Origin of the sequence: Spirosoma oryzae, from assembly GCF_003002825.1 — a bacterium.
Taxonomy (GTDB): Bacteria; Bacteroidota; Bacteroidia; order Cytophagales; family Spirosomataceae; genus Spirosoma; species Spirosoma oryzae.
Genome location: NZ_PVTE01000037.1, coordinates 1 through 15,049, shown reverse-complemented (window position 1 = coordinate 15,049; position 15,049 = coordinate 1). Strand labels below are relative to the sequence as shown.

Below are 15,049 nucleotides of genomic sequence, written 5' to 3'. Positions count from 1 at the left end.
CGAACCACCGATTAATTCGATCTGGCGAAATGGTCGTACGCCAGTCTGGCGATGTCGGCGATGATCTGCTCATTGGTGGCTATACCTTCAGTTGAGTTGGTAACGAATACACTGATGGCTATACATTTACCGGTTGGCAGTATGATAAAACCGGCATCGTTGACAGCACCCATCAGCCCGTCTTCCCTTGTTGCCGACGTACCGGTTTTGTGCGCTACCACAGTACCGGCCGGCAGTAATTTCTTAAGCCGGTTCTCGCCCGTCGTCGTGCTAACCATGGTCTTCCAGAGAAAGTCGTGACTACTGGGCGAGAGCACATTACGCTGGTAGAAGCGCGTCAGCAGGCTAAGCATTGCCTTCGGCGTTGTCCAGTTGGCATATTGAATGTCCCAGTTACCCCGCGCCTGCATCACCGCTTCCGTCTCCCGGATGGCGACGTCCCGAATGCCGAGTCCATGGATAAATGTGTCGACCTGCTTTGGCCCACCCAACAGCCGGAACAGATAGTCGCAGGCACTGCCGTCGCTCTCGGCCACCATGTACCGGATCAGTTCTGATAGTGGCAGATCCACTCCATTCGGATAGTCCTCCCCCATCGGACTATGCAGACCGGGCGTCAGATCACTTTTTTTCACGCGCATTTTCTGCGTGAGTTTGAACCGCCCTTTGTCTACTTCGTGCAGTATTGCTAGGGCAACGTGAAACTTGTACACGCTCTGCATCGGCATGTGTTCGTCGCCATTGATCGTCAGTGTTTGTCGGCTGCCGAAGTCATAAATACCTACGCCCACTGTCGCTTTTTTTCCGTTGATGACTCGCTCGATCTTTTCCTGCAACGACTGCGCATAACTCGGCACACTGGCAATAAGCAGGCTGGCAACCAGCAGATAGATTTTCATACTTGCAACGATGGAGAAATAAGGTGTACCAGCAAAGGTAGCCACCGACAGACCTAAACGGTTTTAGAAACCATTTAGGTCTATGCTGGAGGCAATCGTTTTTATTGTTGCATTTGCAGTTACCCCACCCCAACCCCTCCCTGTCAGAGAGGGACTTACCATTTTCGAAAGGCGGAGCCCCTCCCTGACGGGGAGGGGTTGGGGTTGGGGTGGGGTCAACCGTTGCCGACGATAGTGCTACTGCTTTCCGACGACACCAATAGATCAGGTTATTTCCTCATCATAGTAGTCAGGGAAGCAGACTTGCTTTTGTCGGCACAGGCCGGACAACAACCCCGCCTGCCCTGCCATGAGAACCCGATTTCTGCCATTACTTCTCCTTGCTTTGCTACTCGTCACGCCATTGAAACCGGTGCTGGCACAGCGACTGTACACCTTCCCACTAGGGGTCGAAGCCTATACGTATCGGCACATGTTCCCCAAAGACGTAGCAGCAACGCTCGACACGATCAAGGCGCTGGGCTTCACCGAGATGGAAGGGGGCGTACCGCAGGGGCTGACCGCCGACGCGTACCGGAAAATGCTCGATCAGCGGGGAATCAAGATGCCGGCGACCGGGGCTGGCTACGAGCAGATCGTCGCTGACCCGATGAGCGTGGTAACGATGGCAAAAGCTCTGGGCGCTACTTACGTTATGGTCGCCTGGATTCCGCATCAGAAGGGCAATTTTACCCTCGACAATGCCAAAAAGGCTGTCGCTGATTTCAACCGGGTGGGCAAAATCCTCAAAGACAACGGCCTGATGTTCTGCTACCACGACCACGGGTATGAGTTTCAGCCCTACCAGAACGGTACGCTGCTCGACTATATCATCCAGCAGACTGACCCGCGCTATGTGTCGTTCGAGATGGATATTCTCTGGACCCAGTTTGGTGGTGGCGATCCGGTGGCGCTGCTAACCAAATACGGCAACCGCTGGAAGCTGATGCACCTGAAAGATCTGAAGAAGGGCGTAAAAGGCGACCTGACTGGCGGTACACCACCTGAAAATGACGTCGTGCTGGGCGATGGGCAACTCGACATGCCCGCCATCCTGAAGGCGGCCAAAAAGGTCGGCATCCGGCATTATTTCATTGAAGATGAGAGCAACCACGAAGATATACAGGTGCCGAAAAGTATCGCTTATCTCCGGAATCTGAAGTGATCGGCCTGGCCGCGCGGATAGCCCATTAACGATTTTTAACGGCAACCCGAACCGACTACCGTCCCTAAACCGTTATTTTTACGACGTCACACCGCTGTGCCACTGCCTCTTGCGGTGGCACAGCCCGTTTTACTGCCTATGCGCTACGCGACCGCTTTCCTGCTCATTTGCCTGACCGCCTGCTGCGGTCTGAATCAGGCACGGGCGCAGGGTAAGTACATTATCGGGACGGTAGTCGACCAGGTCTCGAAGAAGCCGGTCGATAAAGTGACGGTTATCAACAAACGAACGACGCAACGGGCCCGGACGAATGCCGCCGGTCGTTTTTTCCTGACGCTGCTACCCGGCGACTCCATCATCCTCAACAGCCAGTTATACAACCGCGTGGGGATTCGCTACGACGGTTCCGACAACCCGACGATCGTTGCCCGCGCCCTGCCCCCCATGCCCTACCGCGTCGTCGACCTGGCCGAAGTGACGGTTACAGGGAAGCGGTATGAAGAGGTAAAGCGCGAGATTCGGGAAATCCTCGACGAGCCGGTTGCATCCCGCAAAGTGACGGGCGAGCAGGCCTTCGACCGGCTGGCCGACGGAGCCGGAGTAACCTTACTGTACGAGCTATTCGGCAAACGGCCCAAGTCTGACCGGAAAGCGTATTACATCATGCAGCAGGACCGGCGGCACGCGCTGGCGCTCGAACGGTTCCGTCTGCTAGTCGAGCAGGCCACGTCGCTGAAACCGGATGAAGTCGATCGTTTCTACGATTACTGCGATTTTGACGACGACTTTCTGCTGAAAGCCGCTGACTACGATCTGATCAACGCCATTCAGCAGATGCGGAATCAGTATTATCTCAACCCGCGTCGGTCGAACGGGATCGTGGCCGATCCGGAGCAGTCGAGTCAGCCACCGGCTCGGCAGCAGTCGGGTCAACGTCCCTAGAAGCAGTGGCCCCCGCAGCAACAACCGTAACGGCATCATCCTGCCGGATTGTGCCGCCGACAAGTACTTTAGCCGTCATACCGCCATGGCCGCGCATGGCATTGTAGCCCCCCGGTCCCAGCGCCGTTTCCATTTTCGAGCAGGGATGACATTGTCCCGTTATCTGGAGCAGCACGTCGCCAATCTGAAGTTGCTGATCTTTCAGCGCCAGCAGGTTTAGCCCCGACACGACGATATTCCGGCGCAGCACGCCCGGATCGAGGGTCTCACGCCCGGTCAGCGCGGCCACTACAGGCAGGTGCTCGGCCTGAATCAGCGTTACGTGCCGGTTACCGCTTTGTCCGCTGTAATGGTCGCCGACCAGTCCCTTCTTCGGCGACACCTCCACGGCATCGACCACCGTCATCGGGCTGCGTCGTTCGGGCCGAATACCAATCCACGCCACCCGTCCCGGCCGGGGAAACACAGTAAAGAGATCTTTTATGTTGTCCATTAAGTTGGTTTACGGTTTTCGGTATTCAGTTTACGATTACGTTTTAAAGGTCCGTTAAAGCTAGCTGGACAACTCGTAGCTCATTCACAAATAAACTGCCGATGCTGGTGTCACCCGCCGTAAACCGTATACTGAAAACCGTAAACTGAATACCACTACAACAACAGCCGCTTGAGCGCATTCATCTCACTGGTGGGTGTCGCTTTTTCGTAGAGGATATTGTAGACCGCGTCGACGATGGGCATCGGCACGGCACACTGCTCGTTGATGGCGTGAATGCTTTTAACGGCATAGTAGCCCTCGGCAATCATGTTCATTTCGGCCTGCGCGGATTGAATGGTGTACCCCCGACCAATCAGGTTACCAAAGGTGCGGTTCCGGCTGAAGGGGGAATAGGCCGTTACGAGCAGGTCGCCGAGGTAAGCCGACCCGCTCAGATCGCGGTGCTTGGCGTGCAGGGCATCGACAAACCGGCGAATCTCCTGCATGGCGTTCGATACGAGTACCGCCTGAAAGTTGTCGCCATAGCCAAGTCCGTGGGTGATGCCGCAGGCCAGGGCAATGATGTTTTTCATCACCGCACTGTATTCGATTCCGTAAATGTCATCGACAGGGGTTGTCTGCACGAACCGGCAGCGCAGCAGATCGGCGACGGCAGTGGCGCAGGCAACATCCTGGGAGGCAATCGTCAGGTACGACTGCTTTTCGAGGGCTACCTCTTCGGCATGGCAGGGCCCGGCGATAACGGCAATCTGTGCGGCCGGTACGTCATACTGATCGCTCACCCAGTCGGTAACGAGCTGGTTGGTGGCCGGAATCATTCCTTTGATGGCTGACACGACGGTTTTACCCGCGAAATGCTGCGGCTGAATACCCCGCAGTGCTTCACCGACAAAGGCAGCCGGTACGGCCAGAATAATCACCTCACTGTCGCGGAAGGCATCGCGAATTCGGGTACAGACCTTCACCCGACGGGGGTTAATCTGTACGTCGCTCAGGTAACTCCGGTTATGATTATACTTTTTGATATGGTCGGCGTCGACCTGACTGCGCATCCACCATTTAATTGTAACGTTGTTCTCTGACAGGATTTTGACGAGTGCTGTTGCCCAGCTGCCCCCGCCCACCATGGTCAGTCGCGTCGGTTGACTTACTTTCATAGGGTAAAAGAAGCAAAAAACAGGCAGCGCACGAAATACAGCCTTAAAGCACACCGCCGGGCGTTGCGATGATGTTACATTTATAGGACAGAATTACAGCCGGGCCGCGCCACGGTGGCCGCCGGGCGGATGAACAGGATTTTCAGCGTATTTACACATCCCGTGATCCTGTCAAGAACAACTTCGCTTACTGTGGCAAAACATCTTCTACTCGCACTGCTATTATCCGTTTCGGCCGTTGCGCAGACCACCCCGAAAGTGCCCAAGGCACGTACGATCGTAACGACCGATGGCGAAGTCGACGACGTCGACACCTTCGTCCGACTGCTGCTGTACAGCAATGAATTCAACCTGGTGGGGCTGGTCTACAGCAGTTCGCAGTGGCATTACAAAGGTGATGGAAAAGGTACCAGATTCACCTCGACGATGGCGAGTACGGCGCAACGCTACGGCGAACGAACCGAACTGCGCTGGCCCGGCACCACCTGGATGGAATCGTACATCGACCGATACGCACAGGTATACCCTACCCTCCGCAAACATGCCACAGGCTACCCCACGCCGGCCTATCTGCGCAGCCTGGTGCGAGTTGGCAACATCGATTTCGAGGGTGAGATGAGCAAAGATACCGACGGGTCGAACTCAATCAAATCAATACTACTCGACAACGATCCCAGTCCCGTTTACCTGCAAATCTGGGGCGGTACCAACACCGTGGCCCGTGCCCTGAAATCGATCGAAGAGCAGTATAAAAACACGGCGCAATGGCCCGCTATCCGCAAAAAAGTGTCGGACAAGGCGATCATCTACGCCGTGCTCGATCAGGACGCGACGTATCAGCAATACGTGGCACCAAACTGGCCCCAGATTCGGGTGCTGTACAATTCCGATCAGTTCTGGAGCTTTGCCTACCTGTGGCCGCGCGTCGTACCGACAGAGTTGCAGCCCTACTTAAGCGGTCCGTGGTTCGACAAGAATAGTCGCTCGCACGGGGCATTGCTCGACGGTTATTACCTCTGGGGCGATGGCAAACAACTCCCCGGTGACCCCGAACACACGCATGGCGACATGGCCGAAGCTAAAAAATACGATCGGCAACGGTATGACTTCATTTCCGAAGGCGACTCGCCGGCGTTCTTCTACCTGATCGACGTGGGGCTACGGAGCAAAGAAAACATCGCCTACGGTGGCTGGGGTGGCCGTATGGTTCAGTCGCCGACGAATCCATATCGCTGGGAAGACGGCAAAACGGTTACCGATTACAACCCATTTACCAAAAAGCAGGACGCGGCTTACCCGCAGACGCGCTGGATTCCCGCGCTACAAAACGACTTTGCGGCCCGCGCCGACTGGTGCGTCAAACCCTATAAAGCAGCCAACCACCCGCCCGTCGTAACACTGGATCAGCCGCGCGATCGACGCGCCAGAGCCGGTCAAACCGTTGCGCTGACCGGTTCCGCGACCGATCCCGATGGCAACACCGTTCGGTATCATTGGTGGCAGTACGCCGAAGCAGGTACGTACCCCGGTGCGGTTACACTTGCTCAGCCCGACCAGGCCAGGGTGTCGTTCGCCATTCCGGCGGATGCGAAACAAGGCCAAACAATTCACCTGATTCTCGACGCAACCGATACAGGCAGTCCGGCCCTGACCCGCTATCAGCGTGTTATCGTAACAGTTGAGTAAGGGACGGCGATCTGTATCAAAAAAGGCCCGGTCTATATAACCGGGCCGTTCGCTTTTTGGATAGTCACTACTTATTTGACGATCAGGCGTTGTGTAGCCATACCGGTTGCCGTTTTCACATTCACGAGGTAGCTACCGGGCAGCAGTTGGCTTCCGTCAAACTGCACTTCATGACGGCCGGCCGGTTTCTGCTCGTTTACCAGCGTTTTCAGGCTGTGGCCCATAACGTTCAGCACCTCAACTTTTACGTGCTCTTCGTTGGGCAGACTGTACTGGATGGTCGTGCTACCCGAGAATGGGTTCGGGTAAGCCGTGGTGGTACGAACAAATTCCTCAGCGGCAACCCGACCCGCCGACGGTTGCGTCAGCGCTTCCCAACGGGGGAACGTACGGGTAACAACGACGGCGAAATCGGCGCGGGAAACAACCTGTGCAGGCTTGAACGTTGCGTGTAATACGGGTTGTATATCGTACGGCCCCTGCGTTACGTTGTAGTATGCATTGATCAGCCCCAGGTCAAGCGCGATACCGATGTAGCCTTCCAGACCAGCCGGGATGTTGGCAGCGTCTTCGATAGTATATGTTTTACCATCCATCGTAACGGTTACCGGCTTACCAGCGCGGGCAAGAGCAGCCTCCTGCAGGCCCAGGCTTTGTACGACCGAATACGCCAGCGATGCCCGGTTCACTACATCCCAGGGCGCGAACGTGTTTGTGCTTTTCGGCAGCAGTACACCACTGAACGCGTGCTTGTTGTCGCGCAACGCAGCGCCTTTAGCGATAACTGACTCAGCCACAAGCCATTGATCAGCCGACAGATCAGTAAACGTTGGACTACCACTGGTTGGCATGAACTGACGCACACCCTGTCCCATCAGTAGGTACTCCGCCAGATGGTACCGCTTCAGTGATTCGTTCGGCCGGAAATTGCCCGCTATACCATCGACCAATCGGTTAGCGACGGCCGCCTTTATCGATGCTTCGGCGGGATGGCCGGCGATATCGCTCATTCCACTCGTACCGCTGGCGGTCAGCAACGTGATGTTGCCGGCTATGGTCTCAGGAAGCCCTGCGCCCCGTAGGCCATCGATACGCAATGTCCAGGTACCCGCTGCCGGGGAAGCGACGGCCACGCTACGATCCGGCGTTATGGCAAAGGCAACCGGAATACCAGCCCGGTATTGTACACCCGCCGGGTCGATCAGTGTCAGTGTGACAGGGTTGCCCGTTTCACCCAGCAAACCGGTTGCGTTGATTTTTGCTTCGATACTGTTTGTACCGGCGGCAACCGCAAACGTCATCTGATTGCCCGTTGTCAGTGCCGGATTGTAGTTGATCGAGAAGCTCTGCCGATTGACCTGCGTGTTGACATTGCTGACAAAGGTGCGGCTGCTGTTGACCGTTGGGCCGAACGCCGTTCCCCGGAAGATCTGATCGACAGCGGCATAGGCGTTGACATAGCCCGCTCCTACTTCCCACGACTCACGGCCCGGCATGTTGGTGGCCGTTTTCTGTATGATCTGTCGTACCTGGTCGGGTGTCAGCGATGGGTTGGCTTCCAGCATCAGCGCGACAATACCCGCTACGTGTGGCGTCGCCATCGACGTACCGCTCTTGTGCGTATAGAAAGGCAGGTAAGCCGGTTCGATAACCGCTGCATCCTGCTGTGCAGCCGTTGCCATCAGCGGGCTCATCACACGGGTAGAAATTACGTCGACACCGGGTCCTACGATCGTCGGTTCGTTTTTGTACGTCCAGGTTTCGCCATCGATCTGGAAGCTACCGCTCTGGTTCATAACGCCCCGCGACGAGAAATCGGCCAGACGGCCATATCTGTCGCCGGCACCGACCGAGATTACCCAAGGTGCAATCGCGTATGGGTTATGCGTGTCGGCACCGGGACCGCTGTTACCAGCGGCAAAGACGATAACAACGCCCCGATCATACAATTTCTTGGTAATCAGGTTGATCGGGTGCAGCGGCACGTACGCACCGCTCGAACCAAACGAATTGCTCACCACCCGAATGTTGTACTGATACTGATGGGTCAGCGCGTAGTCGAAACCACCGATTGCGTCCAGAATCAGCAGCGCACCACCCGACCCGTAACCGATCAGCGATGCACCAGGCGCAACCCCCTCGTATTTCCCGTTCGACTTGGCCCCGTTCGCACCAATCGTACCAGCGCAGTGGGTACCGTGGCCGGAGTTTGTATCGGTATTGGGAACACCCTCGATGTACGACACGGGCAACAGCGCATTGAGCGAGTGCAGGTTGGTCGTCCCCAGCGTATTCTGCACCAGGTGCGTTCCCAGCTTGATGTCATCGTGCGTGCCGTCGATACCACTATCGTTGATCAACACGCCGATACCACGCCCCGACACGGGAATACCTTTGTTCCGCGCCGTTATGGTCTTGTCGGCACGCAGCCGTTTCACCCCCGTCAGGTGCGTGTCTTCGAAGTTGTAATAATCAAGCTTCTTGTTCAGGAAAAGCGACTTTACCCCCGGCTGAGCAGCTAGCGCATCGATCTGCGCAGCCGTCGCCAGCACCCCGGCAATCGGTACGGCCCGGAAGGTGATACCCCGGGTAATACCCAACTGCTGCAACAACGAAACCTGCCCGGCGGTGGGGGCACCATTACCATCGAAGGTCACCACAACCTCGGCAAGCGGGTTGGCGGCAGCTACAGCTTTTAGTTCTGGGTCGACGAAGGCCTGTGCCCACAGTTGCTGAATCGATACAAGCAGTACAGCTACTAACGTTAGACGTTTTTTCATTGAAAGTAGACAGATGAAGTTTAGAAAAAATTAACAACTCCACTATCTACGATACTTAGTGACATACGGATTTAGAAAAATCTAACATTCGTTAAATTTTAATTAAGTCGCCCAAAAAATACATTATTTGGAACTTTCAGTCGTAAACACAATAAATATATCAATATCTACCCTATGTACACAATTAACTATGGCGCCTTTTTACAGCACGCCAGCTAGCTTAATCACCCAGGCGTGTTGGCAAGGTACAGCGTTGGGTGAAACAGCGGGCATAGTGATGCGTACAGTCTTCCCTGTGGTGGTGGTACCGACAGTCCCTTTGTACCCCAGCATCGACGTACGGCCCGCCTTACTGATACCCGTCACCGTGATGGGTTGGGTCGGCCATTCGGTGCAGAGTACATAGAGATCGCTGCCTTTGCGAGTGAAGTAGACCTTCGTGTCTTTGGTAACCGCCGGTGCCCCCTCCCACTTGCGCGTATCGTAGATCGCTTCCCCATTGACAGCCAGCCAATCGCCGATGTCGTGCAGCCGCTGCTGCATAATGACAGGAATACGGCCGTCGGCGGTAGGCCCAACATTCAGCAGCAGGTTACCGCCCCGCGCCACCTTGTCGATCAGCATACCGATCAGTTGATCGCTGGTCGAGTAGTCTTCCAGATTTTCGGTGCGGTTGTACCCAAACGACGAACCGATTCCCCGGCACTCTTCCCAGGGGTGATTAAACGTCATCCCGGTCGAGTTGGCGTCGTGAACCAGATCGTATTCGGTCGTGTAGATACCGCCGTGCTTCGAGCGGGTTTCCTTCCCCCAGCGATCGTTCACCACCACGTCGTTTTTCACGGGCGATTCATTGTACAGCCACGCCAGAAACTCCGTACTTTTCCAGGTTTCGCTCGGGTGATCCCACTCGCCGTCAGTCCAGACAATATCGGGTTTGTAGCGCGTTACCAGGTCTTTCAGCTGCGGCATCATGTGCTGATCGACATAGGCGTTGACGTCTTTCTTATAGAGCGGGTTGAACCACTCGTAGAGCGAGTAGTAGTAGCCCATCCGCAGGTCTTTGGCCCGCACGGCCTTCATTAAATCGCCCGCCAGATCGCGGTGCGGTCCCACGTCGGCCGCGTTCCAGTTCCAGGCCTGCGCCGACGGCCATAACGTAAAGCCTTCGTGGTGCTTACTGGTCAGCACGACATACTTCGCCCCCGACTGTTTAAACATATCGGCCCATTCGTCGGGCTTGAACAGCTCACAGGTAAACCCTTTGACAAAATCCTGGTACTTGAAATCTTTTCCATAGACACGGTCCTGAAAGGCGTTGAAAATAGGGTACGTCTTCGATTTCGGGTCGGTCGACTTCTGCCAGTACCACTCCGCATACCGATCGTATACGCCGACGCCGTCGCGGGCCGTCGGGCCGAAGGCCGGAACCGAAAACAGTCCCCAGTGAATGAAGATGCCGAACTTGGCATTCTCAAACCAGGCTGGTACGGGCCGACTGTCGATCGACGCCCAGTTGGGTTGGTATTGTGCAGGCAGCAGGGTTGGCAGGCAGAGCAAACTGCCAAGTATCAGCGTGGTAAGCAGGCGTTTCATCGGCACAGTTGGTTTACCGGAAAAGCAAAAACGCCCGGTGGTTTACCGGGCGTCTTATGGTGTATGTACAGCAGCGATTGCGTTTATTCTTCCGTCGTCGCTTCCTTCTTTAGTTTCTTCGGATCACGCTTGGCGACGAGTTCGCCATTTTTCAGCTTCTTCGACACGGCAATAAACGGTCCCGAAATAATCTGTTCGCCCGGCTTCAGACCCGATAAAATCTGGATGTTCTCGTAGTCGCTGATCCCCGTCTTCACTTCGCGCTGCTGGGCCTTACCGCCCACGTTGACAAACACGATCTCTTTAGGCTTTTCTTTCTTCTCCCGCACGGTCTCATCCGCTTTCTCGTCGCGGTCGTCGCTCACGGCAGCGCTGTCGGCCCGCGTCGTGACGGCAGCAATCGGTACAGCCAGCACCCCCGGCCGCCGGTCGGTGATAATCTCGACGGAAGCCGTCATACCGGGTTTGAAGGGATACCCGCGTTTGTCTTTCTGCGCCAGCAAGTCAGTGTAGGAGTTGTTCAGAATCTTGATTTTCACCTCGAACTCCGTCACCGCATCGGCTGACAAAGTCGACGCGGCCGACGAACCCGACGCCAGCCCGTTTGCCGTATTGGCGATTTCGTAAACGATCCCTTTGAATTTACGACCGGCCGTTGTGTAAGAGTCTACTTCGATATCGGTCGTGTCGCCCATGCCCACCCGCACGATGTCGTTCTCGTTGACATTGACGCGCACTTCCATGTTTTGCAGGTTGGCGATGCGCATGATCTCCGTACCAGCCATCTGCGACGTACCGACCACACGCTCACCCAGTTCGACGTTCAGCTTGGATACGGTCCCGGTCACGGGTGCGTAAATCGTGGTTTTACGCAGGTTTTCGCTGGCGTCGCGCATGTTGGCTTCGGCACTCTGGATGCTGAACTGAGCCGCCCGAACGCTGGCATTGGCCGCTTCCAGTTCCTGCTTCGCTACGTTGTAGTTTGCTTCGCTGGTTTCAAAATCAGCCGTTGAAATAACCTTGTCGGCCAGCAGCTTACGGTTCCGGTCGTAGTCGGCTTTAGCCCGTAACAGCCGCGCACTCGACTGAGCCACCGATGCTTTCGATTGCTCCAGCTGCGCCCGATTCTGGTTGACGGTGGCTTTCGACCGTGCCATTACCGACTCATAGTTGTCGGGCCGAATACGGCATAGCAACTGCCCCGCCTTGACGGGGTCCCCCTCGTTGACATACAATCCGATAATCTCACCCGACACGTCGGGGCTGATCTTTACTTCGACCTGTGGCTGAACCCGCCCCGACGCACTGACGCGTTCGGTGATATCAACCGTTTTAACCGTTGCAAAATCAACTTCGGTAGCCTTTTGTTTGCCAATGACGCCCATCTGTTTGGCAGCCATCAGACCACCCGCCAACAGCACAATTGCCAGGCCAAGCAGCCACCAGATTCGGTTACTTTTCTTCATAGAGGGGGTAAAGTTTTCAGTTTACAATATTCAGTTTACGGTGTTTAGCTGGCGCGTAGCCTCACTGAAAACCGTAAACTGAATACCATAAACCGTTAGAAGGTCAACGGTTTATTCTGGTAATAGTCAAGAATTTTGGTGCGGAACACGTAATCGTATTTAGCCTGTACCAGACTGGCCCGCGCCCGGTCGAGGTTTGTTTTGGCAATACTGTAGTCGGTGGCGTTGATAGCGCCAGCATTCAGGCGGCTTTCGGCAACCTGAAATGCCCGTTCCAGCGAAGCCACCTGCGCCTGCGTGGCCCGGAAGCGGTTAGCGCCCGCTTTCATATTCGTATACGCCGTTTCGATTTGCTGCCGCAATTGCAGCCGCGTGTTTTGCGCGGTCAACTCAGCCGTCTGTTGCTGAATTTTAGCCGTCGTAATCCGGTTGCGCGACAGGTTACCCTGAAAGATCGGTACCCGCAGGAACAACGACGCCGACTGGCTGAAGTTGTTACGCAATTGCGTGCCGTAATTAATACCAGCCCGGCTGTAGTCAGGCGTGGTTGTGTAGATAGGAATGCTGGTACCCGTAACCGGGTCTGTAGTGAAACCTACCGTGGTCTGCGTCGAAGATCCGGTAGCTATGAGTGTACTGGCCGCACTGGAGTAGATTGTGCTCAGGTTACCGTTCAGCGACAGAGTCGGGTACAAACCGCCTTTGGCTACCTGCACGCCCACATTGGCGCTTTTCACCCGCAGGTCGGCCCCTTTTACTTCCGGCAGATTTGTGGCGGCAACATCGTACAGTTGCTGGACCGAAGCCGTGTACGGGTCAAGACCGGGGTCGGGAACGTTGATCGGCTCGACCTCGAACGCCTGATCGATGGGTACGTTCATTGCCTGCAACAACGCGACCCGTGCCAGGTCGAGCGTATTCTGCGCGTTGATGATGTCGACATCGTTACTGGCCAGCGTAGCTCGTAATTCAAACAGGTTGGCTTCCGGTGCCGAACCGGCAGTAACCAGCCGTTGTGTCCGGTCGAGTTGGGCGCGGGTTACGTCGGCCTGCCGCTGGGCCACGGCCAGTTGTTCGGTACCCGTCAGCACATTCAGGTAATTCTGCGCTACCGTCAGCGCTACGTTGTTCTGCGTCGCCTGGAGTTCCTGCTCGCTGGCCTGAAGCGCCAGGTTATCGCGCTGAATGGACGCCTGCAACACGCCACCATTGTAAATCGTGACCGACGTATTCAGCTGAAAACTGCTGGAGTTAATTGTCTGCTGGACGAATTCGTTGGACTGCGGGTTGATACTGCGTCCGCCATTAATCGACTGGTTTCCCTGAAACACCGCCGTCGGTAGCTTGTTCAGGCGCGACTGACGCAGTTGCAAATCGGCATTGGCAACGGTGAGCTGCCCTTGCCGAAGCTGGATGTTGTTCTGCCGGGCGATGTCTATGCATTGTTGCAGGTTCAGGCGTCCCGACGTTTTTACGGCCGACTCCGACGTGGCTACACCCGGCGTAGCCACGCCTGGGGTTGTCTGCGCTGATACGGGCGACAGCGCTGTCAGCGCCAGACCCGTTAGCAAACCAATTGTCGACGTAGAAACGTGCATAGTTAGTATTCTTTGAGCGATCAATGTTACGAACTTACCTTTGAGCCAGTCGTCAGTTTTGGATGAACGGCGTAAAATCCCATGAGCCTGGTTTATAATTCGACTATTCTGGCCGACGATACCCTGTCGCTGCCGCCCGCCGATCGGGCGTTTCAATACGGCGACGGTCTGTTCGAGACCATTCGCTACGAGCGCGGCCGAGTCTGGTTCTGGCCCGACCATGTAGCCCGTTTGCAGGCCGGCATGACGGCACTGCACCTCGACTGGCCGGCTAACCTCACTGCCGACGGACTGCACAATCAGTTGCTCGGCCTGCTGGGACGCAATGGATTGACAGATACTACCGCTCGCATCAAGATTCAGGTCTGGCGACAACCGGGTGGTTTGTATACGCCCGCTACCAGCCAGACAAACTACCTGCTTACGGCCCGCGCGGGTCATCCGTTCGCGATTACCCAAAAACCAAAAATACGTGTTTACGATACATTTCGTTTGCATAACTCTCCTGTTTCGGCGCATAAAACTCTGAATTCGTTACCTTATGTGTTGGCCGGTATCTATAAGGTGCAGCAACAGCTCGACGATGTACTCCTGCTGAACACGGACGGCCACCTGGCCGAGTGTCAGGCGGCCAATCTCTTCTGGCTGACTGACAACGTCTTATACACCCCCGACCTGAAAACCGGCTGTATTGACGGGACGGCCCGCAAGCAGTTGTTGCGGCTATTTCCCGATCAGCAGCAGGGCTTCTTTATACCGGATGTCCTCTCGACCGCCGACGTTGTTTTCTCGGCCAACGTCATGGGCATCCAGGTCTTTTCCGGTGCGTTCACCACCGCCCAGCACACCCGGCTCGTCAGTGCGTTTACGGATACGGCTGTATAGCCACGGTCAATCGCTGTGCCATCAAACTATCGACCTGATTATCAAGTATCTTTTTGAATAGTATACACGATTCGTTGTCCAATCGCGGACAACTGGTGCGTAGAGCGGACAGCTGGCTTGTCCGGTACAGTCTGCAGTTATCCCCTTCAGAGGCTGTTAAGTGCGGGCCCGTTTACCCGGCAGCGGCCGACCGTCCCGCCCCCTGAAGGGGGAGAAATCTATTTGCGGAGCGCTCCCCCTTCAGGGGGGTGAGGTTTACCCACAAGTCGGGCTTTGATCGTAAGTTTCCGTTCTTGGACATTCTGTATCTATCTTCACTATGACCCTTGACGCTGTCATC

Annotated in this window: 11 protein-coding genes; 4 read left to right on the top strand and 7 right to left on the bottom strand. The window is 55.7% G+C overall.

Features of this window, described 5'->3' with window-relative positions:
* Positions 1 to 11: 11 nt before the first annotated feature.
* Complete coding sequence (gene bla / locus CLV58_RS25505) at positions 12 to 899, bottom strand: class A beta-lactamase, subclass A2 (RefSeq protein WP_106140695.1); 888 nt, start codon at positions 897 to 899, stop codon at positions 12 to 14.
* A 349-nt stretch (positions 900 to 1,248) separates the two neighbouring features.
* On the opposite strand from bla, the gene CLV58_RS25500 reads away from it, so the two are divergent.
* A complete protein-coding gene (locus CLV58_RS25500; RefSeq protein ID WP_106140670.1) occupies positions 1,249 to 2,103 on the top strand; it encodes a sugar phosphate isomerase/epimerase family protein in 855 nt (284 codons plus the stop codon).
* A 138-nt stretch (positions 2,104 to 2,241) separates the two neighbouring features.
* Positions 2,242 to 3,045 (top strand): peptidase associated/transthyretin-like domain-containing protein, encoded by an 804-nt coding sequence (locus tag CLV58_RS25495; RefSeq protein ID WP_106140669.1) that lies wholly within the window; start codon positions 2,242 to 2,244, stop codon positions 3,043 to 3,045.
* Here the strand turns inward: CLV58_RS25495 and CLV58_RS25490 are convergent.
* Together CLV58_RS25490 and CLV58_RS25485 are read right to left on the bottom strand one after the other, a co-directional pair.
* Positions 2,957 to 3,538, bottom strand: a complete 582-nt coding sequence (locus tag CLV58_RS25490; RefSeq protein WP_106140668.1) for an MOSC domain-containing protein — start codon at positions 3,536 to 3,538, stop codon at positions 2,957 to 2,959. The genes CLV58_RS25495 and CLV58_RS25490 overlap by 89 nt on opposite strands.
* 155 nt (positions 3,539 to 3,693) lie before the next feature.
* The gene (locus tag CLV58_RS25485; protein WP_106140667.1) at positions 3,694 to 4,698 is read right to left on the bottom strand and encodes an NAD(P)H-dependent glycerol-3-phosphate dehydrogenase; all 1,005 of its coding nucleotides are present in this window, start codon (positions 4,696 to 4,698) and stop codon (positions 3,694 to 3,696) included.
* A gap of 192 nt (positions 4,699 to 4,890) precedes the next feature.
* Between CLV58_RS25485 and CLV58_RS25480 the strand changes: the two genes are divergently transcribed.
* Positions 4,891 to 6,384 carry a DUF1593 domain-containing protein gene (locus tag CLV58_RS25480; protein WP_245882468.1) on the top strand — a complete coding sequence of 498 codons (1,494 nt, stop codon included), beginning with the start codon at positions 4,891 to 4,893 and terminating at the stop codon, positions 6,382 to 6,384.
* Positions 6,385 to 6,455: 71 nt separating this feature from the next.
* Here CLV58_RS25480 and CLV58_RS25475 read toward each other — a convergent pair whose 3' ends face one another.
* From CLV58_RS25475 to CLV58_RS25460, 4 genes are all read right to left on the bottom strand, one after another.
* Positions 6,456 to 9,164, bottom strand: coding sequence for a S8/S53 family peptidase (locus CLV58_RS25475; RefSeq protein ID WP_106140665.1), 2,709 nt, complete (start codon positions 9,162 to 9,164; stop codon positions 6,456 to 6,458).
* Between the two features lie 201 nt (positions 9,165 to 9,365).
* The gene (locus tag CLV58_RS25470) at positions 9,366 to 10,760 is read right to left on the bottom strand and encodes an alpha-L-fucosidase (protein ID WP_106140664.1); all 1,395 of its coding nucleotides are present in this window, start codon (positions 10,758 to 10,760) and stop codon (positions 9,366 to 9,368) included.
* 83 nt (positions 10,761 to 10,843) lie between these two features.
* On the bottom strand, positions 10,844 to 12,226 hold the full coding sequence (locus CLV58_RS25465; protein WP_106140663.1) for an efflux RND transporter periplasmic adaptor subunit: 1,383 nt from the start codon (positions 12,224 to 12,226) through the stop codon (positions 10,844 to 10,846).
* 95 nt (positions 12,227 to 12,321) lie between these two features.
* Complete coding sequence (locus CLV58_RS25460; protein ID WP_106140662.1) at positions 12,322 to 13,824, bottom strand: TolC family protein; 1,503 nt, start codon at positions 13,822 to 13,824, stop codon at positions 12,322 to 12,324.
* 81 nt (positions 13,825 to 13,905) lie between these two features.
* Between CLV58_RS25460 and CLV58_RS25455 the strand changes: the two genes are divergently transcribed.
* Entirely contained in the window at positions 13,906 to 14,709 is an 804-nt protein-coding gene (locus CLV58_RS25455; protein WP_106140661.1) for an aminotransferase class IV, read from the top strand.
* Positions 14,710 to 15,049: the final 340 nt, after the last annotated feature.